Here is a 25,836-nt window from a genome sequence, read left to right as displayed (position 1 = left end):
ATTGCTTTTCGGGTGAGCGGTGGCAGAGATGGGTGAGAGCAATACCTCCGCACGAGTTTTTCTCTAGACTCGTTTTAGGAGGTGGACATGGTGAATTGGATTAACAGCTTCGAAATTATCTGTTACCTGATTACGTCGGTGTTGGTTATCGACATTCTAAGAAAGAAAAACTTCGATGAGTTGAGCCTGTTTTTCTCGGCGGCACTCGCAGGTTACATCCTCGAATTGCTGGCAGTTAGGCTTACTGGAATCTATCACTACAGTTCACAGTATTTTATTAGCATTGGTTGGGCTCCCAACCAGTTCCCTTTCTTTGGGGGTCTAATGTGGGGCGGGGTAGCAGTTGCAGCGCTTAGACTTGCGAAAAAAATCAGGTTATCGCGGGTGCTGACGGCTCTGCTAGCCGGCTGGCTAGTGGTTTCAATGGATCTTCTCCTGGACGTGGCGGCGATCAGGCTAAACGGAGGATTTTGGATTTGGGAAGGGCGTCCAGTTACCTTGGCCATCAACCACCATATGTTCATGAGTGTAATATGGGTGAACTTCTTGGGCTATCTATTTGAAACTCCGATGATTGTCTATCTGAACCAGCGCTATTGGCAGCGCCGGCCCGGATCAAGGTCAAAACCCTTAAATGCAGTGGTTACCCTAGCTATCGGTCTGGCAGGCGTGGCTTTCGTAGGAATCGCTTCCGCCGCGTCCTTAAAACTCAATGAACTAACCGATGAGTGGTTCGCCCCCATAACCTTCCTGCTGCTCTGGGGCTTTATTTTCGTAATTTTGCTGTGCCACCTAGTAGCTAAGAAAACGAGTCTTACTTTTAAGGAACTCAAAGACTGGACAATATTTGTTTTCTGGGCAGCGATCTATAGCTACTGCCTGGTAGCGCTAGAGTTCCTGGGTATTTTTAATGCATTGCCCGCCTATAGAATTTTCGCGTATTTTCTGTGTCTGCTCACTTTGGCTTTATCTCTGGCCAGTGAGCGGCGTGCGCTGACAGTTGAGCGGTGACATCCACTTGGGCAAATGCGGTAAGTGTCAGCGACAAACCCCCTAAGTGTCAGAAATAAACAATTCTGACACTAATAGGTTTTAGGGGCGAAGCGGGGAACAGATAAGATTAACGGTAAAAGCAAGGAAAGGTGAGTTATGGCTATCGGGGCAGGTGATTACCACACCTTTCGTTCTCTCTTGCGAGAAAAATTTCGGGGGGAAGTCTTAGATTCCCGCGCCGACCGTGCCGTTTACGCTACCGATTCTTCGAACTACCGGATTCCTCCTAAAGTTATTGCCTGCCCGAAAGATCAAGATGACCTGCGGGTATTGCTACGAGCGGCACGGGAATGCCAGATACCGGTGACTGCGCGGGGGGCGGGTACTTCCTGTGCTGGAAATGCCATCGGCCCCGGACTGATAATCGACTACTCTCGCCATCTGAATCGGATCATAAAAATTGATCCCGAAAAACGCTACGCGATTGTAGAACCGGGGGTGGTGCAAGCCCAGTTGCAGCAGGCTGCGGCACCTTATGGCTTGCGATTCGGGCCCGATCCCTCTACTTCCTCGCGTTGCACTATTGGCGGGATGATTGGCAATAATGCCTGCGGCCCGCACGCTACCGCCTATGGGCGCACTTCAGATAATGTTTTAGAATTGCAGCTAATCGACGGCTTAGGACGCGAGATTATCGCTGGGCAAACCCCACAAGACTTGCCAGAAACCCCGCAAGATATTCCGCAGCCGGACGAACAAATCCAACAAATCCCGGGATTAAAATCCCTGGTAGCAGCTAATCTGGCTACTATCCGCAGAGAGTTTGGGCGCTTTGGGCGCCAAGTTTCCGGTTATTCCCTGGAGCACCTGCTACCCGAAAACGGCTCCGCCCTGGCACCTTTCTTGTCTGGAACCGAGGGTACTCTGGGGGTAATCACTCAGGCGACCGTGCGCCTCGTCCCTCTTCCTAAAGCTCCCGTGCTGGTGGCGCTAGGTTTCCCGGATATGATTGCGGCTGCCGCTGCTGTGCCGAAGATTCTTCCCCTAAAGCCACTGGCAGTGGAAGGGATGGATGCCAGGCTAGTGGAAGTGGTGCGCCAGCATAAAGGCCCAGGGGCAGTCCCGGATTTACCTAAAGGCAGCGGCTGGCTGCTATGCGAGGTGGGCGGGGAAGGCCTAGATGAGGATGCGACCTTGCAGCGGGCTCGGGAACTGGCGGCCGCCTCCGGGGCTATCGGGGATGCGGTAATGATTTATCCTCCGGGAGCTGATGCGGCTGCTATTTGGAGGATCCGTGCAGATGGTGCCGGACTCGGGGGACGTACTCCCCAGGGGGATCAGGCCTGGCCTGGTTGGGAGGATGCGGCGGTACCGCCCGAAAATTTGGCCGCCTATCTGCAGGATTTTCAAAAGCTTCTGGATCGCTTCGGGTTAGACGGACTGCTTTACGGACATTTCGGGGACGGATGCGTGCATGTGCGGCTAAATATGCCGCTCGGGAGCGCCGCCGGGCTAGGGAAATCGCGAGACTTCTTGTTCGCTGCCGCCGACCTGGTTGGAAAATATGGGGGCTCGATTTCCGGGGAACACGGGGATGGCCGGGCGCGCTCTCAGCTGCTGCCGAAAATGTACTCCCAGCAGGCTGTGGATTTATTTGCTCAGGTAAAAGCCCTATTCGACCCTAAGAATCTGATGAATCCCGGGATTTTGACCGGCCCGGCTGGCCCAGACGGGGTAGAGGAAAACGTACGGCGCGCCCAGGCGCGCGCCCTCAACGCGCGTAGGGAAGGATTTGCCTTTAACGCGGACGCCGGTAGCCTCACCGACGCTTTTCATCGTTGCACTGGGGTAGGAAAATGCCGCGCCGATAACAGCGGTGCTGGCGGATTCATGTGTCCCTCCTTCCAGGCGAGTGGACGTGAACAGGACGCTACTCGCGGTAGGGCGCGCATCCTCCAAGAAGCCACCAATGGGGGGTTGATTCACAATCTATCCGACCCCGAGATTTGGCAGGTGCTCGATTTGTGTCTGGCCTGCAAGGCTTGTTCCGCGGACTGTCCTGCCGGGGTAGATATGGCCAAGTGGCGCAGTGAAACCCTGTTCCGGCGTTACCAGGGTCGGCTTCGTCCACTCTCGCATTATGCCCTGGGGTGGTTGCCTCGGTGGCTGCAACTAATGGCAAAAATACCGGGAGCCGCGCAGTTAGCGAATCTGGCTACCAAGATTCATCCGCTCGTCCAGGCGACACTGAAGCTGCTTCACTTGGATACTTCCCGCGCGCTTCCTCGTTTTGCCACTCGCCCCCTCGAAAAGCAGTATCCGAACCGCCAGCTGTGGCCGAAAAAATCAGAGATATCCCCCTGGGGACAGGACTATTCCAGAAAACCTGGGATGATATCGACCAAAGAAATTGCAGCTCAAGCGGGAAAGCGGACCCGCCAGGCCGCGCTTTCAACTCCCAAATCTGTGGTTATCTGGGCGGATTCTTTTTCTCGGGGACTAGATCAGCGCGGGGTAAAAGCCGCCATCAAGCTACTTAGCGATGCGGGATGGCAAGTGTTTTTAGCACCGCCAGATACCTGTTGCGGCCTGACCTGGATTACCACCGGGCAACTAAAAGGCGCACGCCACCACCTAGAAAAATTGCTAGAACGCCTGGCGCCCCCGGCCGCCAACGGTATCCCGATCGTGGGGATCGAACCCTCTTGTACTGCCGTGCTTCGCGATGACCTACTGGAACTGTTCCCCGCCGATCCGCGGGCTTTGATGGTCAGCGAATCAACTTTCACGCTAGCTGAATTTATTGCCGCAAACTGTCCTGATTTACCGCTGCCAGATTTAACTGGGGTGAGCGTGGTGGCGCAGCCCCACTGTCACCACTATTCGGTGATGGGCTGGGATGCTGATCGCGCCCTACTGGAAAAAACCGGTGCTCAGGTGGTGGAGCTGCAGGGTTGCTGCGGGATGGCCGGTAATTTTGGGATGGAAGCTGCTCACCGTCAGATGTCGCTGGCGGTAGCAGAACACGCCCTCCTACCTGCCTTAAAAAATAATCCGGAAGCGATTTTCCTAGCGGACGGGTTTTCTTGTCGTACCCAGGCCGAAACTTTGGATGGACGCCAGGGAATGCATTTAGCAGAGTTGCTGACTAGGGGAGAATCTGTAGCGAAAAAATAACGCTTAAAATCGCCAGCGGCGCGGAAAACGGCACCTTGGGGTTATCCGTGACACAATAGGAGAAAGATCTTTAAAAAAACAGGAACGGTGAATCGATGGCACTCTTTGAACTGGAATCTGGTCGCCTAATACCGGCACAATTTGGGACCCCGGTGGGGCATGGCCTGGAAACAGATGTGCTGGAATCTATCCGCTCACAGGTGCTAGAGGTTATTGACCGACCCCTTTTCCCCGTCGCGTGGGCAGGTACCGTAGGAGAGGAAGAAACTGGTGCCGGTCCGCATTCTTTGACCGCCCTAGACGCCTCCGGCCAGGTAGTGTCCGTGGAAGTGCTTTCCCGCCTGGATCCAGTCAGCCTAGTGGCCGCGATGTCTCGCCTGGGGCAAGTCTCCGGACAAGGCTGGATGGATTTAGCTGCGCAATACCCAGGGGGCGTGCAAGCTTTCCAAACCGGTTGGGCAGAGTTCCGCGAGGCGATGCCGCCTACCACTCAACCCGGTCCCCGGTTAATCCTGGTAGTTGGAGAAATTGATCAGTCCTGCTATTCCGCGCTGGGAGTGCTGTTCGCTTCCGGACTGGAGATTCATCAAGTTTCTTCTCGGCAGATGTCTAATGGTCGTCGCTTTTTAGAGGTTGCCGAGCTCACTCCCAACGCCATGAGCTATGCGCGTCCTCAAATTGGGGGGCATCGCGCCCCAACGCCCCAGATTTCTTGGCACGTTGACGAAGAGGCGTCCTCCCCGGAAGAACCCGAGATTTCACTGGTTTCTCCCACCCCGCCCGCACCGCCTACTCCTTCCGAGTATGTAGAGGAGGCATCCGCAGAAAGTGAGATACCAGCTGCGGAGCAAGGGCAAGAATCCCCGCTCCCCGCGGAAGAAGTTGCTGAAAGTCAGGGGGAAGATTCCGAAGAATCACCGGAAGCAGAAGTAGAAAGTACTTTTGGTGAGGGCGAAGCTGAAAGTGAAGAGACCTCCGGGGAATCCCCGGTTGCAGCAGAAGAGTCGGTCGCTACTCCGCAACTGTTGCAAAAAGATCCCGAAGGTCTGCGGTCTATTTCCGCGTTGGTCGGTCAAGACGCGGTGCTGCTGTGGTCAGATGAGCGGGGGCGGATTTGCGAAGCGCTACTCAAACAAGAGGGCATGATCGACCCTGGTGACGGGCAGCTAACTGATCAGGTTCAGGAAGCATTCATACAGGTAGGCGGCGATAACCAGGTTGACGGTTGGGAAGCGTTCCGGATTGGGAACCTGGAAGGACCCACTTTGGCGGAAGCGATTGCGGAAGTAAATGCGGAGATTGAACGCAATAGCGGAGCCCACCAGGGAAAGCACGGTCACTAGAGGAAAGAAAATGGGAAAAGGGAGATCATTTGCCGCGTCTTTGCCGACGCAGCCACCAGCCACACCGGCACCGGTAGGGCGTTGGGTACCAGATATTCTAGGTAAAGGATTTCAGACGCGCACGGTGGAGCTGCCGCGCGATGAAGAAGGAGAGCTATGCGCCACTTTGGTGCGTCACCTGCCCGCTGAAGACCCTTGGGCAATTTCCGGTACCCCTGATGAACCCACTTTTACCTGCCTGTTCATCCACGGTTGGAATGATTATTTCTTCCAGCGGGAATTAGCGCGCCATATTTCCTTAGCGGGTGGTGCCTTTTACGCAATAGATTTGTCTAAATACGGGCGTTCGCTGCGCAAATGGCAGACGTTCGGTTGGACCGACGACCTCCTGTCCTATGACCTGGATATTTTTGCCGCACTTGAGGTTATTCGCGCAGAACATCCCGGTTTGCCGCTCGTGTTGTCCGGTCATTCTACCGGTGGCCTGACTGCTGCCTATTGGGCTAATCGCCACCCTGACCAGGTAGCGGGGCTGCTGCTCGATTCTCCTTGGATCGAAATGGCGGGGGGAACTTCGCAGCGTTTCGGAGCCCGCGTCCTCGCGGAAATTTTCTCCCGGCGGGCAGCCAAGAAAGAGGTGCCGCTGCAATCAGCAGACTCCGCTTACGTAGATTCTTTGATGGGTTGGGATTCAAAAGTTGATGGCACCCTGCCTAAACGCCTGGAACCCTGGCAGCGCGATCCATCCCTTCAGGGGTGGCCGCTGGTTTCAAGTTGGAAAGGCACCCCGGATGCGGTAGTGCGTTTCGGCTGGGTACGTGCGATTACGATTGCGCAAAAGAATCTTTTGGCGGGTGAGGCCACCGAGGTACCCACCTATTTCCTGACTTCGACCGCGTCCTCTACTGGGAAACGCAAGCGGGAAATGATGTTTACCGATTCGGTACTAAGTGTGCAAACCATGTGCGCTAATGCCTGGCGGCTCTCCCGGCAGGTAACTATGGAACGTTACCCCGGTAAACACGACCTATTCTTATCTTTCCCGGACGTGCGCCAAGACGTGTGGTTTGGTATTCACCGCTGGTTAGCTCAGGCACTGCCCGGTCAAGCTCTACCGGTCAGTGAAATCAGCGAAACTGCTGTTCGCGCCATCTGCCCCTAATAGTTTCCCCACTTGGGGTCTTGCTGTAGGGGCGGGTACTGCGGATTTGCCGGGACAGAAAATTTGGATTTGGCTAATAGGCCGACAACGACGGCGTAGATAAAGGCTGATAGCGCCAGGAATTCTAAAAGACTGGCGATGGTCATCCCCGCACTGGAAGCTATTGCCGGATTCAGTGCCTTTAGAGCCAGGGGAATCATATTCTCGCCCTCGTCGCCCCCATCGGGTACGAAGACCAGCCCCAGGGTTCCCCAAAACCAAGCCAGGTAGTAGCCGGCCGAAAGATTAGCGGGATTCCAAAACTTGGTTTGCGGGAAACCTACTGGCAGTTTGCGGCTGAGTATTAGGAAAACTACATTCATCACTACCAACATCGGGAAAACCGTGAGCATCATGATGAGGGTCGCCCAGCCAACCGTGCCTTGCAGGGTTCTCAAAGTCATTACTAAAAAGGGCATCCCCACTATGGCTATCGCCGAAATAACCGTCAAGGTGGTTCGCCACGCGGTTTTGGGGGTAGGCAGGTCCGGGTCGACAGTGAGGGTAGTTGCCGGTGACGGATTAGAGCCGGGGTGGAATTGATTTGCTGGATTCGGACACTGCGTATTCGAACTGGAGTAGGTGGGTTCTGAAAAATTAGCCGAGGCTGGGAAGGGCTGATTTTGATTATTTTGGGGCGGATAGTTGGCTGCCGGGGGCGCATCCTCAGCGTTGAGCGGGTCGTTTTGAGCCATGTCAATAGGATACGCTGCGAGTAATCCCAGGAAAAGCCCCGGTTTCTTCCTGGGGATAAGCAAAAACTTATTTTAGAGTGTATAAACCAGCGCTAACCCCAAGATGCAAGCGAGCCCTCAAGTTACTTTCGATAGGTGAGAGTAACTTGAGGGCTCGAAAGATACTTGTCGCTGACCGGCTAGCATCCCTGCTTTAGGGAGCGCCAGTTAAAATGTGGCGACAAATCTGTAACTGAGGTTTCCCTATTCCTTTCTGGACGAAGATTCCTCTTCTTCCAGGGTTAGTTGCTCGATTGCTTCCACATCCGGTTGCGGAGTGTGCGGGAGCTGATTGTTGATTTCTATCGATGGGTGCATGAGGTCAACCTCGATGTCATCCTCTTGGGGATGGTAGGGAAGCTTGCCATTAAGCACATCGGAAACCCGCTGCCGGTCAACAGTTTTTGTCCAGGTAGCGACGAGCAAGGTGGCGACGGCATTCCCGGTGAAGTTAGTCAGGGCACGCGCTTCGGACATGAAGCGGTCAATACCCACGATTACCCCTACGCCGTCCAATAGTTCGGGGCGATGCGACTGCAAACCGGCTGCCAGAGTGGCAATCCCAGCTCCGGAAACCCCCGCTGCGCCCTTAGATGCGATCATCATGAACAGCAACAGACCAATTTGCTCGCCCAATCCCATCGGCTTGTTCATAGCGTCAGAGATAAAGATAGCCGACATGGTCAGGTAAATAGCGGTCCCATCCAGGTTAAATGAGTAACCGGTAGGAACCACAATCCCTACTGTGGCCTTGTGAATCCCCAGGTGTTCCATCTTGCGCATCAGGTTGGGGAGGGCGGATTCCGAGGAGGAGGTAGCCACAATTAGCAAATACTCTTTACCCAGGTACTTCATAAGTTTGAAGATGTTGAAACGCGTGAAAATCGCCAGCACCGAACCTAGCACGATGCAGATGAACAAGATACAGGTTATATAGAACGCCAACATCAAAAGCATCATCTGCCCCACGGCTTTGGCGCCGGTAGATCCCACTACCCCGGCCATGGCTCCAAACGCACCAATCGGAGCCAACCAAAGCACCATATAAAGTACCTTGAAAACTAGCTTTTGAATAGCTTCGATTGCCCGGAGGATGCCATCACCAGTTTTACCTAAGCTTTGGACGGCGAAACCTACCAGCAGCGCAATGAACAAAGTTTGCAGCACTGACCCGGAGGTTAAAGAAGAGAAGAAGGTGTCCGGGATAATCGACTGGATAAAGCCAACGACCCCCTCGCCCTCTTGCTTGGCTCCCGAAGTAAACTGGGCAACCGTATCTTTGCTGGCCTCAATATTTAAATCACTGCCCGGTTCGATTAAATTGCCTACTCCCAGGCCGATTGCTAGGGCGAAGGTTGACATAGCGATGAAGTAAGTTAGGGCGATTCCGCCAGCCTTACCTACCGAGGCAGCGGCACGTACCGACCCGATACCCAACACGATCGTGCAAAATATGACCGGCACAATCATCATGGTAATCAGACGGACGAAGGTAGTGCCTACTACCTTGAACTCTTTTGCTACGTCGGGGGCAACTAACCCGAAAGCAATCCCGGCGACTACCGCGATAATCACCCCGATATATAGCCAGTGGGTATTATCTTTCTTCGGTTTCTTACTCTCAGGTACGTAGGGTTTACTGGCAGTTAGATCAGTAACATCCAAATCAGTTTCGTGACCTGCTTCTATTTTATTTTTATTGCGTTTGAGCATACCCATAGCGGAACTCCTGCTGACATATTTTTCGCGAAAAAATTTGGGACTACACAACTAGGTAGAAAATGAATAATCCATTTTCATCGCCCAGCGTTACAGCAGGATATAAAGATTAATATCTTGACGCAAGAGCAAAACTATGGCGTTCGCAATCGTTTAGTAATAAATTCTTCAACCTCCGCCGCAGCGGTCATTTGTGAGCTTGATCACATGCGAACCGCTTTCATCTAGTTATCTAAGTGCCTGCGAAGTTAAATAACCCACAAAAGGGGCATATCCTGCCCTTCGGCTTTGACCGGCGGACAAAGGGGCTGTTAAATTGGCTATTGCCCAAGATCGCCGGTGCCCACACCAGTGGGTTTAAGTTCCAGATCGGAAGCCTGTGTAGGTTGAACGATGCGTAGCGTATCGAAAATGGTTGCGCGTCCTCGGGAAAGAGGACGCCCTTCCCTTGGGAAGGCAGCACCAGGATCGATAGGTTTATTTTCGCCCCGTGCAATCTGCACGGGGTTTTCTTGTTCTGGCCCCCGGCACGGATAAACGGAAGGAGGGCCTAATGGCGAAAGCTGACAAGCAAGCCATGATCGCTCAGCTGGAAGAAAAAATCAGCTCGGCATCGGCCCTGCTGCTCACCGAATACCGCGGGTTGACCGTGGCTCAGATGACTGAGCTGCGCAAGAACCTGGCAGGAACGGCTACTTATTCCGTCACGAAGAACACGCTGGCTAGGATTGCCGCCAAGAACCAGGGAATTGACTTCCTGGACGAGGAGCTAACCGGCCCGACCGCAATCGCGTTCGTAACCGGAGAGGCCGTGGATGCGGCCAAAGCGCTGCGCGACTTCGCCAAGGATAACGAGCAGTTGGTTATTAGAGGCGGTGTCCTGGACGGGAATTTCTTGTCTGAAGAAGAAGTCAAGAAACTCGCTGAACTGGATAATCGCGAAACTACGCTGGCCAAACTGGCCGGTGCAATGCAAGGCAAACTGGTACAGGCTGCCTTTATGTTCAAGGCGCCCGCCTCCAAGGCGGTTCGCACCGTGGACGCCCTGCGCGAAAAGCAGGAAAAAGCGGCTTAGTAAAGCCGCATAGATCGACAAGAAAAAATCTGCCTCGCGTGGGCAAAAATAGGAAGGAATGCCAATATGGCTAAGCTCAGCAAAGAAGAGCTAATTGATGCTTTCAAAGAAATGACTCTGTTGGAACTGTCCGAGTTCGTTAAGGAATTCGAGGACGTCTTCGACGTAGAGGCCGCGGCGCCCGCCGCCGTCGCCGTTGCTGCCCCCGGTGCCGCCGGTGGCGAAGAAGCAGCCGAAGAAAAGACCGAATTCGACGTAGTGCTCGAAGGCCCCGGCGACAAGAAGATCGCCGTAATCAAGGCTCTGCGCGCGCTGCAGCCCGGACTGGCTCTGAAAGAGGCCAAGGAAAAGGTTGACTCCGCTCCCACCACCATCCTGGAGGGCGCTTCCAAGGAAGATGCCGAAAAGGCCAAGGAAGAGCTGGAAGGCGCGGGTGCTTCTGTCACCCTGAAGTAAGGCTAGCTAGTCTTTTACTTTCAAAAGGCGGTGCGGGGAAAGTTTTCCCCGCACCGCCTTTTTATTTGCCAAGCTACCTGGAAAGCTCGGGCTAATGCCGGGCTAAGTAACATTTTTTGTGTCTTTATTTTGGTGTTTTCGCTGCTGAAGCCCCTTGATTTGGCTTTTACTTAGCTCTGGGGTGATTTGCTTATTCGCGGAGGGCGCAAAACTAGGGTATTCACCCGACAGGAACTCCCTCGCGCGTTAGGATGCAAACAGTTGGGCGCGACTATATACCAGGAAATAGGGGTGGGGTCATGACCGTGCTACGGCACCTTGGGAAAAGAGAATGGCTGCTCAGCGCGCTCGCAATCATCACCATTGTTTGCCAGGTTTTCTTAGATCTGCGCTTGATCGACTTCATGCAAACCATCACCGAAATGATTGTGGGGCCCGACGCTACCGTTAAAGAGGTGCTGACCGAAGGTGCGAAAATGCTGGGATGTGCCGCCGGTTCTATGGTGGTAGCCATCATTACTGGTTATTGCATGGCCATGATCGGCGCTACCGTGGCTCGCAACCTACGCGAATCGGTGTTTACAAAAGCGATTTCGCTCCCGGAAGCAGACTTTGAACACTTCGGCGCATCCTCTCTAATCACTCGTTCCACTAACGATGTCACTCAGCTACAAATGTTTGTGGTTATGGGGTGTCAGATGATGGTGAAAGCCCCCATCCTCACCATCTGGGCGATTATAAAAATCGCGGGGAAGAACCTGACTTGGACCGCTGCTACCGGGGTTGCTGTCTTGGTGCTAATGGTCATGATTTTCATCATTTGGCGGATCGTGATGCCGCGGATGATGCGGATGCAACGGATAACTGATGATCTGAACCGGGTGACTCGCGAACATATGGAGGGGGTGCGGGTTATCCGTGCCTACACCTCCCAAGATTTTCACCAAAAGCGTTTTGAAGCCACCAACACTGAACTAACCAACACCCACCTGATGGTCTCCGGCACTTTTTCTTTCATGATGCCGGTGATGAACACTGTGATTTCCGGGCTTAACCTGGCGATCTATGTGCTAGGGGCGCTAATGATTTCCGCAGCAGCCGGCTCCGCCAAAGTAACCCTCTTTTCGCAGATGATCGTATTTTCTGGGTATGCGACCCAGGCTATTGGCGGATTCCTAATGATGGCGATGGTGTTCGTATTTGCGCCTCGTGCGATTGTGGCTAATCGTCGCATCCGGGAAGTGCTAGATCGCGAGCCCTCCCTAGTAGATCCGGTGGATACTGGCGATAAATCCGCCCTCGACCTCGGAAAAGAAACAAATCTCGATCCCGAAGGGACGATTATCGAGTTTAGAGGGGTTTCCTTCCGTTATCCCGGAGCCGAAGATGACGCCCTCCATCAGATAAATCTGAAAATTCCGCGCGGGCAAACCGTCGCTCTGATTGGAGCAACCGGCAGCGGAAAAACTTCTCTGGTTAACTTGATTCCCCGGCTTTACGACCCCCGCGAAGGTCAGGTTTTGGTAAACGGCCAGGACGTGCGGGAATGGCGGTTGCACGACTTGCGCAACCAAATCGCGTATTCGCCCCCAAAGATCACCCTATTCACCGGAACCATCGCCTCCAATATCGCTTTTGGGGAAGGACTAAAAAATATTACTCCCGCCGATATCGTTGAGGCGGGTGACACCGCTGCCTGCGATTTCGTTGACGATAAAGAGGGCGAGTTCGCGGCAGAAGTAGCTCAAGGAGGCAGTAACTTTTCCGGCGGGCAAAAACAGCGGATCTCGATCGCGCGGACAGTGGCTAGGGATGCCCAAATCCTGATTTTCGATGACACTTTTAGCGCCCTCGACTATGCGACTGACCGCGATATTCGCGGGGAATTGGCAGAAAAAGCCAGCGGGAAAACCCAGATTATTGTGGCGCAGCGGATTGCGACTGTGCGGGAGGCCGACCAGATTTTAGTAATCGATCACGGCAAAATCGCGGCGCGGGGAACACATGAATCCCTGATGGCGTCCTCGAAGATCTACCGCGAAATTGCCCTGTCCCAACTCTCCGAAGCGGAGTTGGCATGAAATACGCAGAAATGGGCAGGTGGGACCGGCGAGTCGAGTCGGCGCGGCGCGGACTAGAGCCAGTAAAAGAAAAAATGTCGCCGGTGCGCTCGGGAGGACGCCACGGGGGGAACGTCTATGAGAAAGCCAAGAAGGGACAGTTTTCGCAATCGGTGCGCGGACTTGCCAAGTTTTTAGGGCGTTACCGCCTAGCTATCCTGGTTGCGGTAGTTTTGGCGATTGTGGGATCGCTCCTGACTGCGATTATGCCGATGTTCTTAGGTTTGATAACCGATGTGATTGCCTCGGGACTGCGCAGCAGTATCGATATGGACAGGATATTTTCCCTCTTGCGGATGGCAACCCTCGTCCTCGCCCTGGGATTCTTCTTTAACCTGGGACAATCGCTGATAATGGTGGTAGTTACCCAACGCACCGGGCAGCGGATGCGCTCCGCCATCGACCGAAAAATCGACCGTCTCCCGCTGTCCTTTTTTGACAAAACCAGCCACGGCGACACCATGAGCCGGGTAACCAACGATATCGACACCCTGGTACAAACCCTACATTCCGCAATCACCACCATCATTACCGGAGTAGTTACTCTGGTAGGCGCCGCTTTTATGATGCTGTACACCGAGTGGCGAATGGCGCTGGCCGGTATGGGGGTGGCAGTTCTAGGATTCATCCTCAACGCCGTGATCATGGTGTTCTCGCAACGGTTTTTTATTCGCCGGCAATCCTACCTGGGCAGCCTAAACGGTCATATCGAAGAATCGCTATCCGGGCAAGGAATCATCAATATTTACAATGCTGCTGCCTCTACCACCGCAGAGTTTAACCGCCGTAACCAGCGACTTTTTAACGCCACCTGGCGTGCGGATTTCCTCTCCCAACTGATGATGCCGGTAATGGGGTTCGTGGGAAACCTGGGTTACGTGGTGGTATGCGTGCTGGGTGCAGTCCTCGTGGTGAAAGGCTACGTAACCATCGGAGTAATTGCGGCATTTATGCTCTATATCCGGGTTTTCACCCAGCCGTTATCGAACCTGGCGTCTGCGGCGGCCTCCTTCCAATCCGCCGCTGCTGCCGGAGGGCGCGTATTTGAGATCCTAGAAGAGGACGAGCTGTCCGACGAATCCGAAAAACCGGCGCTGAACGGCAAGGACACTAGGGGCGAAGTCGAATTCCGGGATATCCGCTTCTCGTATGAAGCGGGCAAAGAAATCATTCACGGTTTTTCCGCCCTAGTACAGCCGGGACAAAACGTGGCCATCGTAGGTCCGACCGGAGCCGGGAAAACCACTCTGGTAAACCTGCTAATGCGCTTTTACGAACTGGACTCTGGAGAAATTCTCCTGGACGGCACCCCGCTTTCTGCGATGCGGCGCGAGGACGTGGATTCACAATTCGCGATGGTGCTCCAGGACAGCTGGATGTTCCAAGGAACCCTACGGGAAAACATTGTTTATTCCCACCAGGACGTATCCGAGGAGCGCCTAGCGCAAGTGATTAAAGCGATAGGACTTAGTGATCTGGTCGCGCAACTGCCCCACGGCCTCGATACCGAGATCCGTGAAGATTCCGCCCTCTCAGCCGGGCAGCGCCAATTGGTGACTATTGCCCGCGCCATGATTGCCGATAAGCCGCTTTTGATTCTTGACGAGGCTACATCCTCGGTTGATACTCGCACGGAGCAGCTGATTCAGCGAGCAGTGGCCAAAGCTACTGCGGGACGCACCTCGTTCGTGATTGCTCATCGCCTGTCTACCATTCGCGACAGTGACGTGATATTCGTGATGGAGCATGGCGATATTGTCGAATCCGGGACGCATGAAGAGTTGCTGGCCGCCGAGGGCGCATACGCCCGCCTCTACAACGCGCAGTTCACCAAAGGTGACATCGATGCTTGATTGAATCGCGCTGAAACTAGGTTCCCCTCCTGCCCAAAAACTCGAAAAATGCTCATGCATTTTCCGAGTTTTACGCCCGCCTAGCCGACTCGGGAAAACCTAGTTTCAGCGCTTTCTTCCCCATTGATGCCTGTGTTTTGGTGTTTCTGCGCGTTGCAAGTTGCGGGTTTGAATAGATAAAAACACCTGCTGATTCGATTCCTGGCAGACGCTAAGAATGGAATTTGTTGTGGTGGCTAAATGGGTGTGTTCCCGATGGGGGAGTGATGGCGAAGACCGTGGCTTTCCGGCCGCGCCCCTTTTACGCCCACCGCGCCTGCTCGGAAAGATCCCTCCCCCGCGTTGTACCGTAATTCAGACAGAGAATGCTGGGTATGGCGCTGTTTGGGGCGTTAGCATGGGGGCAGGATTTAACGTTTTTACTTCGCTTTCTTGGGAGTATTAGTTATGACGAGTGGTTTTGATAGTCGTCCGGACTCTATGGGTGATACTTATGTTCCTGGTGATGGGGATGCGACTGGGGTGATGCCTCCGGTGGTGGGACAACAGCCTGGGTTGGGTGGTGCTGATTCTAATGACGCTGGAGACTCCAAAGGGCGCCGGGGATTGATTATTGTGTGCTGCATCTTGGTGTTGGTCCTGGTTTGTGCGCTCGGTGCTGGTTTTTGGTTTTACCGTAAGCAGCAGGCGGAAAATGCTGCTTGGCAGGCGGCTCATCAATACCAATCGGTGTTAGTTGAGGTTAACGGGGAGAGCTACGATGCGGCAAAGTCTTCCTTTGTGCCGCTTCGGGTTCAGGGTGAGGATTTAGATAAGGAAAAGGTGGATAAACGAGTTAAGTTTTTTCCTGGCAAAACCAAGCTTAAATTAATGGCTGGTCGGTATCGGCTGGCGCTAGAGGCTTCCCCGATTCTGGATGATGGTCAGATTTTTACGGTACCGAAGGATCCGGTTCCGCTGCAGGTTGCGGTTCCCGACAAGAAGACCGCTGGTGACAAACAGACGGGTAATGGTACAAAGTCTGATAAATCGGGACAGAACGGTAAAACTACTGGTAATAACGCTAAAGGTTCTGCTTCAAAAACGGTTTTTAAGCTGGACCCGATCAGTCCGGAAAATGTTAGCGATGAGCAGATTGCCCAGCTTAAGAAGATTTATAAAGAGTACGGCATGGACGATGCCCAGATAGAGCAGTTTATTAAGAAAGTAACCGACGCTCGCGAGGCGAAGAAAGCTGAGATCGCCAAAGCCGAAGCCGAGGCCGAAGCTAAAAAAGCCGAAGAAGCCAAGAAAGCGCAAGAAGCCAAAGGTTACAGCGATAGCCAATTGACGCAAGCAGCCAGGGCATTTGAGTTGAGAGACGGCGGAGAAGAACGTTTAAAGAGCAGTGGCGAGGTTTTAACTGTTACCGTTTACCAGCAACAAGGGGATCAGGTTGCCATCAGGCTCGACTGGCAGAACCCATCGCAGGGTAGTCAAAACCACACTTATTACACAGTTGATAGAAAAACTGGCGTGGGTTACGTAGGTGACAGGGGATCACCATTTCAAAAATTAGCAGGGGCGCCACCGATAGATCTTCGCCCGTATCTATAACTTTTACTCGGATAGCACGGTAAAAGTAGCCGAGAAGCTTGTTTTCTTGCGAAAGCGAGGATGCGGCGATATGCGGTGGGCTAAATGGTGCGGTTCGATATTGCAGGCACTTGCTAGGCGCGTGTTTCTACTCGCCCATAATCCTTGTGCTCATGCTGCATATAAGCGCGGAGGGTAGATTTTATCCGAGCAGGCGCGGTGGGCATAAGAATTCGGAAAACGTAGCGACGTTTTCCGAATTTCTTGGGCAGGAGGAAAAATCTACCCTCCGTGCAGAACGCTCAGTGGAAACCTATCCCCGGCTGCTTGTTTAGGTGCGGAAAATGCTCATGTCACCCCGGATTACCAGCTAAAATAGAGGTTATCCACCTGCGATGAGGGAGGGGCTATGGGAGAGAATCTGAGGCGGGAACCGGCGGTGGCCGGAATGTTTTATCCGCAGGAAGTGGTAGAGATTAAATCTGAGGCGCGCATCTTAAATGAAGCTGCCGAGAAATACTTGCAGGTGCGACCGGATCTACCACCCGATGATCCCCAAGTAAGCGGGCAGGTCAAGGCAATTGTGGCACCTCATGCCGGGTGGGTATTTTCGGGAATGTTGGCGGCGGCAGCCTGGCGCCGGGCGGCTTTAGGACGCAAAGAAACTCGGCGGATTGTGTTACTGGGACCCACTCATCGGGTTGCGATTCGGGGAGTGGCTTTACCCGGCTGTGACCAGTTCGGAACTCCAGCGGGAATGTTATCGGTACCCACTCAAAAGGTGCTGGAGCAAACCCAGGATTTACCGCTGAAAGTAACCATAGATCCACTTACTCACCTGGAAGAACATGCCCTGGAAGTGCAGGTTCCGCTGATAATCGAGAACTTTGGTGAGGACGTGCAGCTGATTCCGCTAAATGTGGGGGAGGCAGCCCCCAGGGCGGTCGCAGACATCATCGATGCTCTTGCCGATGAACAAACCCTGATAGCAGTTAGTTCTGATCTTTCCCACTATCACCCCTATGAACAGGCAGAACGCATAGATGCAGCAACCATTTCCCAGATAGAAAATCTAGAACTGCCGCTCACTTCGGAACAAGCCTGCGGGGTGCGCCCGCTAAATGGGCTGCTAGAGCTGTGTAGGCAGCGCGGAATCTATCCGCGCCTAATCGGAAACTACAACTCGGGCGACACCCCCTATGCGGGCAGCGACCGAGTGGTAGGGTACGCCGCCTTCGAGATAAGGAGCTAGCCATGACAGTTCCCACAGATGCCGGAAAGATATTATTACCTTTGGCACGAGAGGCAATCCAGACTGCGTTATTAGACCAGGCAGACCCGGTAATTCCCGATACTCCCTCCTGGTTACAGGAAGACGGTGCCAGTTTCGTTACCCTCACCGAAAACACGAACCTGCGCGGGTGTATCGGCAGTTTGGAAGAATACCGTCCCCTGGGACGCGACGTGATAGAGAACGCGCGTGCCGCTGCTTTCCAAGACCCCCGTTTTCCCGCGGTGACCCGGGCGGAGCTGCCTGCTATCCAGATTGAAGTTTCGGTATTAAGCCCCCGGGTAACTCTGCAGGCAGGCAGCGAAGCAGAAGTGATTTTCCAACTAAAACCTCAGGTGAGCGGGGTGGTCCTTAATGCTGGATACGCTCGCGCTACCTTCCTACCGCAAGTGTGGGAGCAACTGCCTGATCCTAAAGAATTCCTGGCGCATCTGAAAATGAAAGCGGGGCTACCTGCTTCCTGGTGGGATGCGCGCGCGCAGGTTCAGACCTATACGGTTACCGCCTGGAGTGAATAATGAATACTTCCGCAATAGGGGAAGAAACCGCTCTGCCGGGAAAGTGGTTTCACCTGCTAGATGACGGCAGAATCCAATGCGACCTCTGTCCGCGAAACTGTCGCTTACGGGAGGGGCAAAAAGGATATTGTTTCGTGCGGGAGCGCCGCGGGGAACGGATTGTGCTCGCCACCTGGGGTAGGTCGAGTGGATTCTGCATTGACCCAATAGAAAAGAAACCGCTAAACCACTTTTATCCCGGAACCCCCGTGCTTTCCTTCGGCACCGCCGGGTGCAATCTAGGCTGTAAGTTCTGTCAAAACCATGAAATCTCGGCTGCGCGGCAATGGGATCGCCTGGCGCAATCCGCCACCCCGACGCGAATCGCGACGGCCGCGCAAGAAATGTCGGTGCAGGCAGTAGCATTTACCTACAACGATCCGGTAATTTACGCGGAATATGCGATCGATACTGCCCGCGCCTGTCGCGCCCTAGGAATCCATCCCATTGCAGTAACCGCCGGTTATATTTCCCCTGAGGCTCGAGGTGAATTCTTTTCCGTCATGGACGCCGCAAATATCGACCTAAAAGGTTTTAACGAGGACTTTTACTGGCATTTAACCGGCGCGCACCTGACCAACATCTTGGACAATATCGCCTGGGTGGTGCATAACACCTCCACCTGGGTGGAGCTGACCACGCTGATTATTCCCGGCTATAACGATGATCGGGCACAGCTGCAGGCAGAATGCGAATGGATAGCGCGCGAGCTGGGCACAGAGATCCCCCTACATTTCACCGCTTTCCACCCCGATCACAAAATGTTAGATACCCCGCCTACGCCTTTGCAGACGCTGCGCACTGCCCGCGATATTGCCCGCGAGGCCGGGTTAAGGCACGTCTACCTGGGTAACGTACATGACCCGCAGGCCGACACCACCTATTGCGCCGGTTGCGGTAAGGAGCTGATTCGCCGCGACTGGTATCAATTGCGCGAATATAATCTGGTGGCGGGCAAATGCCCGGATTGCGGAAAAGCCCTAGCGGGACATTTTAATTCCCGTCCCGGCACCTGGGGGCCGCGTTCCTGTCCAGTCCGACTGTAATGCCGCGCAGCGCCCTTTTCAGTCGAGGAAAACCTGACTTTAAACAACAACCGCGCCCAGCATGATGCACAGCATTAGAGGTAACTAGCTTTCTTCGGTCAGTTCACCCATCTTCTTACGCCGCGCCCTCCAGGTAATAGTGCCCCCTACCGCAATTAGGATTACGGCAACGGCCGCTACTCCCAGGGCGATAGCCCCGGTTTTGCCAAGGATCCCCTTTTTGGCAGTGGGAGTCGGTTTCGGGGTGGGTTTCTTAACTTCCTTGGTGGTTGCTACCGGTTTCCCTGCACACCGATCCGCGCCCTCTGGATCATTAATCGTAAAAGGCACGTTCGCGAAAAGACGCTCCGGATCATTGGAAAGTACCTGCATGATTTGCAGGTTGCCCATATCGGCTAGCTCGACCCTTAAATCACCGCTTACATAGTAGGTTTGCTGTTCTAGGCTGCACGGAACCTGGAATTCGTAGCTGGTTCCCGATTGCGGGTTAAATGCTTCATCTGCTTTACCGGGAATATCCACTCTCAAATCATCGGAGTTACCTTCGTACTTCGAGAAGTCCATTTCTTCAGTCCAGATTCCGGAGGTAATATTTGCTGACTTGGGAGCCTGGCTATAGCCTTCGGGATTCTTTACCGCGCTAAAGTTTACTTTCACGGTGTCGCCATAGTGCACGGCATCCAGGTCAACACTCTTCCCGGACTTAGAGTCGCGGCTAGCGCTAACTGTCATAGTTGAAGAGAAGTAAACCGGCTTTTCCCGGTCTCCATTGAGCCAAAAACCGAACTGGGCGTTATCGCTAGCTGAGGAATTAGCGGCGCTGGCAATCGCGGGCGTCAGCGCCAAGGCAAGCGCCAGAGCAATGCCTCCAGCAGCTATTTTTCTAAGTTTCAAGGTTCACTTCTCCTAGATTTTTGCTTGTGATAGGTAGGTTTTCCGTGGGGCGAGCCCGCATCTAACCCGTTACCTCGCTTCTGCGCGACAGTCCCCTAAGCAGGGGAGTGGTCAAGGCTGATATGCGTCCTCAAAATTAATCTTATAGAAATACCTGCGGAGGGCGAGGGAAAACCAGTCGCTATCCGCGTGCTCTCGACCTGCCGGAATCATGCATATGTGCAGCTTGTTCGGTTAGCAGCAATCTGAGAAGTCATACTTAATCACTGGAGGAAGCAACTGGATCCTCGTGATCTATTCAAAACTTATAGTCCGTAGAGCAGAGGGCTTGACTCTAATAAAAGTGCCAAATCCATCAGTCTAATCTAGCCAAATCCATCAGAATGGAATATATGCGCTGGTAGTGAGACTTTCTAATTTGATAGATTTCTACGCTAAAAGCCTAGAAACCGAGGAGTTTTCCCAGCTAAAGTACTTTGGAGAAGAAGTCTTGGGTGCGGGGATTCTGAGGGTGGTTAATTACCTGGTCAGGAGTCCCTTGTTCCAAGATTTTACCTTCGTCCATGAACACCACGTGGTCGGCGACTTCCCGGGCGAAACCAATCTCGTGGGTAACCACGATCATGGTCATGCCTCCGCGCGCCAGATCCTGCATAACTGAAAGTACTTCCCCCACCAATTCGGGATCCAGGGCCGAAGTAGGCTCGTCAAACAGCATCAGCTCTGGCTCCATAGCGAGGGCGCGGGCGATGGCTACTCGCTGTTGCTGTCCTCCCGATAGCTGAGCCGGATAATGGTCAGCGCGATCTGCCAGCCCGACTCGCTCTAACAGCTCCAGTGCCTTCGCATGTGCCTCCTCTTTGCCGATTCCCTTCACCTGCATAGGGGCTTCCATCACGTTTTCCAGTGCGGTCTTGTGAGGGAACAGGTTGAAACGCTGGAACACCATGCCCACTTGGGAGCGTTGGCGCGCGATTTCCTTATCGCTCAGGCGTCGCAACACGGTACCCTGCTCGGTGATAGATCCGCGGCGACGATCTAAGGCGGCGCGGATAGGATTTTTCGAGGGCGCACCCTCTTCCATCCCTAATAGTTCCCCGTTTAGGTACACGCGCCCTCCAGACACCTGTTCCAGCTCGTTTACGCAGCGCAGCAAGGTCGATTTTCCGGAGCCAGAGGGACCGAGGAGCACGCACACTTCCCCTGGGGCAACCTGTAAACTTACGTCCCGCAGCACGTGGAGATCGCCAAAGAACTTGTGGACGTGCTGCAAATCCACCATTAGGGGTTGCTTATCTGGTTGTGAGCTCATGGGGTGTACTCCAAGAAGGGATCGTCTTTGGTAGTGCCAGACTCGGCTATCGCGCGTAACTTACTTGGTCCGGAGAGTTTCTTATCCCCGCCGGTCCGTTCATCAAACCCGCGACCAAAGTAGCTTTCAATGTGGCTTTGAATCACCATCAGAATCGAAGTAATAGTCAAATACCAAATCGCTGCTACCAGTAATAATGGGATCGGCAGGAACAGACGTTGCCCTATGGTTTGGGTAGCGAACGTAATCTCCAAAGTAAAGGGCACCGCCAAGACCAAGGAAGTGGTCTTCAGCATGGAAATGGTTTCGTTGCCGGTAGGCGGAATAATCACCCGCATGGCTTGCGGAAGAATAATTCGCCGCAGAATCTGACTGCGCCTCATCCCTAGGGCGCGCGCCGCCTCCTCTTGTCCCGAATCCACCGCGTTCAGGCCGGAGCGCACGATTTCTGCCAGGTAAGCTCCCTCGTTAAGCCCCAGTCCCAAAATAGCGGCCACCGCCGGGCTGATCACCGTGTTGGTGTCGAAAGTGAGCAGTTCCGGGCCGAAAGGCACTCCCAGCGAGAGGGTGGAATAAAGGGTGGGTAGCATCCCCCAAAACAGCAGCTGGGTGTAGATAGGAGTTCCCCTAAAGAACCAGATATAGGTCCAGGAAACCCCCTTCATAATCGGGTTAGGGGACTGGCGCATAATCGCCATAGTCACCGCCAGGATTACCCCAATCAGCATGGAAACTACCGTAAGAATAAGTGTCCACATAATCCCACGCAGAACCGTGGGGTGAAAGAGGTATATGGCTACCTGATCCCAACGGAACTTTTCATTAGCGACCAGGCCATGCACCAGCATGGCCGCCAGAATCAGTACTACAACCGCGCTGACCAGGCGCCCCGGCGAAAACACCGGACGCGGCCTGGTCAGCGCAGCGCCATCTTTAATTTTTTGGCTATCCATATTTACAGACTAAACCCCGAGGATTTACTCGGAAACTTCGGGATTGATTTCCGCTTTGTCGAGGACGAAGTTATCGGAACCGTAAACCGCGAAGATCTTCTTCAAAGTACCGTCATCCATCAGCTTCTGCAGTGCTGCCTGTACCGCTTTCGCCAGCTGTTCGTTATCTTTGTTAACGACCACGCCATGTTTGGCAGTTTCAAAAGCGTTACCGATAAGTTCCAGTTCCCCGCCGCTCATCTTGACTGCGTATCCCACTACCGGGGAATCGGCGAGCACCGCGTCATACTGTCCGCCGGTGACCTTGGGGACGATTTCGGTCTGCATCTTGTGCTCTTTTACGGTGATTGCGGGCTTGCCGTCCGCCTCGCACTGTTTAGAAATCTTTTTAATGGTGTCCTGCTGGGCGGTACCGGTCTGTACCCCGACGGTCTTGCCGCAGGGATTCTTGGGGTCAAACTTCTTGGGGTTATCTTTGGCTACCCCGTAAGAGAATCCCAGTTCGGCATAGGAAACCATCTGGGTTTCGGCTTCACGTTCTTTGGTGATGCTGAACCCGGAAACTCCGATATCGTATTTAGTTCCGATTTGCGGGATCAGGGAATCAAACTCACCGTGAGTGGTAGTGCCGTCCTTTAGTCCCATAACTTTGGCAATGGCTTTGACCATATCCACGTCATAACCGGTGGGAGTCTTGTTATCAGCTTTCATATATTCGGCAGGCGCGTAGTCCACCGAGGCGCCGTTCTTTAGCACTCCGGCTTTCTTGATGTCTGCCGGTACCAGCTTTTCTACGGCGGGGTCGGCTTTAATGGTCGATACGTCGAAGCCTTTTTCTCCTGGATCAGCTGCGGGATCGGCGGCAGTTCCACTGCCGGAGCTGCAGGCTGCCAGGCCAAGCGAGGTTAGGGAAATGGCGGCCAGTGCCGCAAGTTTGCGTTTCATGATATCTCCAATCAATAGCTATGTAGAAAGTATGCAACACTACGAATAATTATGCAAAATCTTCTGGCGGTCTGTGGCAGTTATCTCTTTCGTTCGCTGCCGCGTCCTCAAGATCCCTGTTGTTCTACTGTTCTACAGCAAACAGCTGATTTTTTAGGACGAGGACGCACGCTCGCACTTTCGCAAACAAAAGACCGATATGCTAGGGACGTGAAGAAACGCTGCTCCCGCGTGTCGCGGCGCGCTATCGCCCTCTTGATATTTACCTTCGCGATAGCGCTACTTACCCCTCTGCACGCTCAGGCGCGCGAACATCCCCGCGTACTAGTACTGGTTTCCTCCGGTATTTCCTGGTCAGATGTCAACCCGCAAGAAGAGAGTGGCAAAGAGTTCCTGGAGGCTCTAGGTCCAGCCACCCTCGCTAACTTAACGCGACATAACGCCGCCAAAACTACCTGCCCCCTAGATGGGTATCTCACCTTGTCGACCGGAATGCGGGTGACTGCCACCCAAGGACGAGCCAGTGGGCATTGTCCGGATATTCCTGACCTGTCCAGTGGCACAGTTCCCGCCAGCTCCATAAACTCCTGGAGGCACGATGCTTCCCGACAAAATGAACAAGCCCTTCCCGGAACTTTAGGGCAAAGTCTGGAGGAAAACGGCACTAGGGTGCGAGCTATCGGTGAAGGTGCAGCTATCGCGACTATGGACAGTGCCGGCAAGATGGCTAAATATAGTTCGCGGGCAGATGCCTCTCGGCTAACTTCGCAGGTGAAGGCGGCGCTAGAAGATAGCGACGTGACCGTTGTGGATGTTGGTTCGGTCAGTTCCAGTGCAGAGATTAAAGTTTCCCCCACTTCACTAAACGCTACTCCCGCCGATGGTTTACCCGGTGTGGATAGGGTGGGTAAACCCCACAGCGAACAGATATTAAAGACGCTTACGGCTGCTTTGCGGGGAGCGAGCGACAACGACTTAATCTTCGGATTAGATGTGGCTGATCATTCTGCCACCCCCCACCTGGGAATGGCTTTTTTCCGAGAACCCGGCTCCAAGACCGGAATATTACGTTCATCTTCTACCCGGCAATTGGGACTACTTGCCACTGTGGACTTCACCAGACAAATTCTGGAGGTTAGCGGAGCAAATATCCCGGACTACCTGGTAGGAGGAGACTTTAGCCCTGAACGTGACTATGGGTTGGCTGGAAATCTTGACTGGCTCCGTAATCAGTCGCTGCGCGCCGATCAGGCTACTATCGTTCAGGCGCGCTTTATCGTCCTCACCGGAATTATCCTGCTGCTTTCCGCTGTTCTTTTAGGGGTCTTATTGCGACGAAAAAAGTTGCGCAGTTCCCCGCATGCCCGCAAATTACTGGCTGGAATCTGTTTAAGCGCCAGCCTGCTGGGACCAGCAAGCACCCTTGCGGCTTATACGCCGACCAAAATGCTGGGGGGAACGGGCGGAAATTTCACCGCCAACGCCCTGAAAATGTCTGCTCCCATCCTCACCGCCCAATTTCTGCTGCTAGTGTTATTTATCGCCGGAGTATTTTCCGCTCTCTGCTTTGCCGGGGGCGGGCTGATTGCCCGGAAATGGACTTACCTGCGTTACTCGGCGCCAATATTAGTAGCTGCCATCGTGGTGATGGTCTGGATTATGGTGAGCCTACTCAGCGGTTCTCCAGATCAAATCTCCGCGATGTTTTCCTCCGCTGCCACGGCTGCTACCCGTTTCTACGGACTAAATAACAACAAGTATTCCTTCCTCTTCTCTGCCGTCCTGGCTTTACAGTGCCTGATTTTCGCGCCGCTAATAGCGCGTTTCCCACACAAAGGCCGTCACTATTTTATCTATGGATTCTCCCTGCTAGGGCTGGCGGTAGTCCTTGATGGTTTCCCCTGGTTGGGGGCAGATGTCGGCGGGCCGTTGGCCATGATCCTGGGAGTGGGTATCACCTTGAACTGGGTTCTCGGTAGAAAAGTGGGAGTAGGGAAAGTGGCGGTTCTGGTAGTGGCGGCTTTGCTATCCTCAAGCGTATTCGTGCTGGTGGACAAGGTGGCAAGTCCCACTGCTCGCACCCACTTTGGGCGTTTCATTTCCGAAGTCCGAGGCGGAGGCGGCGGAATTATTGTCGCCCGCAAAGCGCAGGCAATGATTAACAGTTTCGGAGGCCCCATCGGGTTCACGGTGGTAATGGTCTTGGTGGTCGCGGTCATCGTCTTCAAGATTGTTCGCAGTAGACCCGGATATTCCTCTAAACGCCGCAGTCTCTTAGGTATCTCTGCTTCTCATTCTCTGGAACCAGTTCCGGGAGCCTACCGCTTTGCACAAGGGGTGATATTAACTTCGCTGCTCGCGGCATTAACGAATGATTCAGGTGCTTTGATTTTAGTGTGCTCGGGATTATTTACCCTCCCGGCTATCAACGCGATGCTTATTTTAAGTGCCGAGGAAGCAAAACCGGTGTTAGTTCCAGAAAAAAATAAAGTTTGAAGGGTGGACACACAAAAATTCGGTGAAGTGGGTAACTTTCCTTGCTAGCATTTTTGTATGCCCAACGCGGTTTGATAGTCTTTTGGGGTGCCTGAG

The 25,836-nt window shown here is 53.7% G+C and carries 20 protein-coding genes; 13 read left to right on the top strand and 7 right to left on the bottom strand.

Annotated features, from left to right (window positions below; all coding sequences use genetic code 11):
- The first annotated feature begins 87 nt into the window (after positions 1-87).
- The 4 genes from KO216_RS08555 (at position 88) to KO216_RS08540 (ending at position 6,675) form a co-directional block, all read left to right on the top strand.
- Positions 88-1,011, top strand: a complete 924-nt coding sequence (locus tag KO216_RS08555) for a carotenoid biosynthesis protein (protein WP_215523786.1) — start codon at positions 88-90, stop codon at positions 1,009-1,011.
- Positions 1,012-1,149: 138 nt separating this feature from the next.
- Positions 1,150-4,170 carry an FAD-binding and (Fe-S)-binding domain-containing protein gene (locus KO216_RS08550; RefSeq protein ID WP_215523785.1) on the top strand — a complete coding sequence of 1,007 codons (3,021 nt, stop codon included), beginning with the start codon at positions 1,150-1,152 and terminating at the stop codon, positions 4,168-4,170.
- Positions 4,171-4,265: 95 nt separating this feature from the next.
- Entirely contained in the window at positions 4,266-5,513 is a 1,248-nt protein-coding gene (locus KO216_RS08545) for an eL24 family ribosomal protein (RefSeq protein ID WP_215523784.1), read from the top strand.
- 10 nt (positions 5,514-5,523) lie between these two features.
- Entirely contained in the window at positions 5,524-6,675 is a 1,152-nt protein-coding gene (locus tag KO216_RS08540; protein ID WP_215523783.1) for an alpha/beta hydrolase, read from the top strand.
- Here the strand turns inward: KO216_RS08540 and KO216_RS08535 are convergent.
- The 3 genes from KO216_RS08535 to KO216_RS08525 all read right to left on the bottom strand — a co-directional run bounded on the left by KO216_RS08535 (position 6,672) and on the right by KO216_RS08525 (position 9,670).
- Positions 6,672-7,409 carry a hypothetical protein gene (locus KO216_RS08535; protein WP_215523782.1) on the bottom strand — a complete coding sequence of 246 codons (738 nt, stop codon included), beginning with the start codon at positions 7,407-7,409 and terminating at the stop codon, positions 6,672-6,674. The two genes, KO216_RS08540 and KO216_RS08535, sit on opposite strands and share 4 nt — an antisense overlap.
- Positions 7,410-7,652: 243 nt before the next feature.
- Positions 7,653-9,167 (bottom strand): cation:dicarboxylate symporter family transporter, encoded by a 1,515-nt coding sequence (locus KO216_RS08530; protein ID WP_251452016.1) that lies wholly within the window; start codon positions 9,165-9,167, stop codon positions 7,653-7,655.
- Positions 9,168-9,487: 320 nt separating this feature from the next.
- Complete coding sequence (locus KO216_RS08525) at positions 9,488-9,670, bottom strand: hypothetical protein (protein WP_215523781.1); 183 nt, start codon at positions 9,668-9,670, stop codon at positions 9,488-9,490.
- A gap of 50 nt (positions 9,671-9,720) precedes the next feature.
- On the opposite strand from KO216_RS08525, the gene rplJ reads away from it, so the two are divergent.
- The 8 genes from rplJ to amrS all read left to right on the top strand — a co-directional run bounded on the left by rplJ (position 9,721) and on the right by amrS (position 19,140).
- Positions 9,721-10,242, top strand: coding sequence for a 50S ribosomal protein L10 (gene rplJ / locus KO216_RS08520; protein ID WP_215523780.1), 522 nt, complete (start codon positions 9,721-9,723; stop codon positions 10,240-10,242).
- A 66-nt stretch (positions 10,243-10,308) separates the two neighbouring features.
- The gene (rplL, locus tag KO216_RS08515; protein WP_215523779.1) at positions 10,309-10,698 is read left to right on the top strand and encodes a 50S ribosomal protein L7/L12; all 390 of its coding nucleotides are present in this window, start codon (positions 10,309-10,311) and stop codon (positions 10,696-10,698) included.
- A gap of 299 nt (positions 10,699-10,997) precedes the next feature.
- Positions 10,998-12,779 (top strand): ABC transporter ATP-binding protein, encoded by a 1,782-nt coding sequence (locus tag KO216_RS08510; protein ID WP_215523778.1) that lies wholly within the window; start codon positions 10,998-11,000, stop codon positions 12,777-12,779.
- Positions 12,776-14,671 (top strand): ABC transporter ATP-binding protein, encoded by a 1,896-nt coding sequence (locus KO216_RS08505; protein WP_215523777.1) that lies wholly within the window; start codon positions 12,776-12,778, stop codon positions 14,669-14,671. The genes KO216_RS08510 and KO216_RS08505 overlap by 4 nt, the downstream gene beginning before the upstream one ends.
- Before the next feature lie 447 nt (positions 14,672-15,118).
- Positions 15,119-16,267, top strand: coding sequence for a hypothetical protein (locus tag KO216_RS08500; RefSeq protein ID WP_215523776.1), 1,149 nt, complete (start codon positions 15,119-15,121; stop codon positions 16,265-16,267).
- Between the two features lie 388 nt (positions 16,268-16,655).
- Entirely contained in the window at positions 16,656-17,498 is an 843-nt protein-coding gene (gene amrB / locus KO216_RS08495) for an AmmeMemoRadiSam system protein B (protein WP_215523775.1), read from the top strand.
- 2 nt (positions 17,499-17,500) lie between these two features.
- Positions 17,501-18,055 (top strand): AmmeMemoRadiSam system protein A, encoded by a 555-nt coding sequence (amrA, locus tag KO216_RS08490; RefSeq protein WP_215523774.1) that lies wholly within the window; start codon positions 17,501-17,503, stop codon positions 18,053-18,055.
- On the top strand, positions 18,055-19,140 hold the full coding sequence (amrS, locus tag KO216_RS08485) for an AmmeMemoRadiSam system radical SAM enzyme (RefSeq protein ID WP_215523773.1): 1,086 nt from the start codon (positions 18,055-18,057) through the stop codon (positions 19,138-19,140). Before amrA ends, amrS begins: the two co-directional genes overlap by 1 nt.
- 84 nt (positions 19,141-19,224) lie before the next feature.
- Here amrS and KO216_RS08480 read toward each other — a convergent pair whose 3' ends face one another.
- The 4 genes from KO216_RS08480 to KO216_RS08465 form a co-directional block, all read right to left on the bottom strand.
- Positions 19,225-20,034 carry a hypothetical protein gene (locus tag KO216_RS08480; RefSeq protein ID WP_215523772.1) on the bottom strand — a complete coding sequence of 270 codons (810 nt, stop codon included), beginning with the start codon at positions 20,032-20,034 and terminating at the stop codon, positions 19,225-19,227.
- A 466-nt stretch (positions 20,035-20,500) separates the two neighbouring features.
- The gene (locus KO216_RS08475; RefSeq protein WP_309547307.1) at positions 20,501-21,346 is read right to left on the bottom strand and encodes an amino acid ABC transporter ATP-binding protein; all 846 of its coding nucleotides are present in this window, start codon (positions 21,344-21,346) and stop codon (positions 20,501-20,503) included.
- On the bottom strand, positions 21,343-22,299 hold the full coding sequence (locus KO216_RS08470) for an amino acid ABC transporter permease (RefSeq protein ID WP_251452015.1): 957 nt from the start codon (positions 22,297-22,299) through the stop codon (positions 21,343-21,345). Before KO216_RS08470 ends, KO216_RS08475 begins: the two co-directional genes overlap by 4 nt.
- A 24-nt stretch (positions 22,300-22,323) precedes the next feature.
- Complete coding sequence (locus tag KO216_RS08465) at positions 22,324-23,244, bottom strand: ABC transporter substrate-binding protein (protein ID WP_215523771.1); 921 nt, start codon at positions 23,242-23,244, stop codon at positions 22,324-22,326.
- A 51-nt stretch (positions 23,245-23,295) separates the two neighbouring features.
- Between KO216_RS08465 and KO216_RS08460 the strand changes: the two genes are divergently transcribed.
- Positions 23,296-25,740: a hypothetical protein gene (locus KO216_RS08460; RefSeq protein WP_309547306.1), complete on the top strand. Its 2,445-nt coding sequence runs from the start codon at positions 23,296-23,298 to the stop codon at positions 25,738-25,740.
- Positions 25,741-25,836: the final 96 nt, after the last annotated feature.

This window comes from Varibaculum prostatecancerukia (assembly GCF_943169825.2).
Classification (GTDB): Bacteria; Actinomycetota; Actinomycetes; order Actinomycetales; family Actinomycetaceae; genus Varibaculum; species Varibaculum prostatecancerukia.
This window is presented reverse-complemented; position numbering and strand designations above follow the sequence as displayed.

What these genes read in the sequence shown, in the direction of transcription:
- KO216_RS08555 (WP_215523786.1), top strand. Translation starts at nt 88, where the DNA reads ATGGTGAATTGGATTAACAGCTTCGAAATTATCTGTTACCTGATTACG.
- KO216_RS08550 (WP_215523785.1), top strand. Translation starts at nt 1,150, where the DNA reads ATGGCTATCGGGGCAGGTGATTACCACACCTTTCGTTCTCTCTTGCGA.
- KO216_RS08545 (WP_215523784.1), top strand. Translation starts at nt 4,266, where the DNA reads ATGGCACTCTTTGAACTGGAATCTGGTCGCCTAATACCGGCACAATTT.
- KO216_RS08540 (WP_215523783.1), top strand. Translation starts at nt 5,524, where the DNA reads ATGGGAAAAGGGAGATCATTTGCCGCGTCTTTGCCGACGCAGCCACCA.
- KO216_RS08535 (WP_215523782.1), bottom strand. Translation starts at nt 7,409, where the DNA reads ATGGCTCAAAACGACCCGCTCAACGCTGAGGATGCGCCCCCGGCAGCC.
- KO216_RS08530 (WP_251452016.1), bottom strand. Translation starts at nt 9,167, where the DNA reads ATGGGTATGCTCAAACGCAATAAAAATAAAATAGAAGCAGGTCACGAA.
- rplJ (WP_215523780.1), top strand. Translation starts at nt 9,721, where the DNA reads ATGGCGAAAGCTGACAAGCAAGCCATGATCGCTCAGCTGGAAGAAAAA.
- rplL (WP_215523779.1), top strand. Translation starts at nt 10,309, where the DNA reads ATGGCTAAGCTCAGCAAAGAAGAGCTAATTGATGCTTTCAAAGAAATG.
- KO216_RS08510 (WP_215523778.1), top strand. Translation starts at nt 10,998, where the DNA reads ATGACCGTGCTACGGCACCTTGGGAAAAGAGAATGGCTGCTCAGCGCG.
- KO216_RS08505 (WP_215523777.1), top strand. Translation starts at nt 12,776, where the DNA reads ATGAAATACGCAGAAATGGGCAGGTGGGACCGGCGAGTCGAGTCGGCG.
- KO216_RS08500 (WP_215523776.1), top strand. Translation starts at nt 15,119, where the DNA reads ATGACGAGTGGTTTTGATAGTCGTCCGGACTCTATGGGTGATACTTAT.
- amrB (WP_215523775.1), top strand. Translation starts at nt 16,656, where the DNA reads ATGGGAGAGAATCTGAGGCGGGAACCGGCGGTGGCCGGAATGTTTTAT.
- amrA (WP_215523774.1), top strand. Translation starts at nt 17,501, where the DNA reads ATGACAGTTCCCACAGATGCCGGAAAGATATTATTACCTTTGGCACGA.
- amrS (WP_215523773.1), top strand. Translation starts at nt 18,055, where the DNA reads ATGAATACTTCCGCAATAGGGGAAGAAACCGCTCTGCCGGGAAAGTGG.
- KO216_RS08475 (WP_309547307.1), bottom strand. Translation starts at nt 21,346, where the DNA reads ATGAGCTCACAACCAGATAAGCAACCCCTAATGGTGGATTTGCAGCAC.
- KO216_RS08470 (WP_251452015.1), bottom strand. Translation starts at nt 22,299, where the DNA reads ATGGATAGCCAAAAAATTAAAGATGGCGCTGCGCTGACCAGGCCGCGT.
- KO216_RS08465 (WP_215523771.1), bottom strand. Translation starts at nt 23,244, where the DNA reads ATGAAACGCAAACTTGCGGCACTGGCCGCCATTTCCCTAACCTCGCTT.
- KO216_RS08460 (WP_309547306.1), top strand. Translation starts at nt 23,296, where the DNA reads ATGCAAAATCTTCTGGCGGTCTGTGGCAGTTATCTCTTTCGTTCGCTG.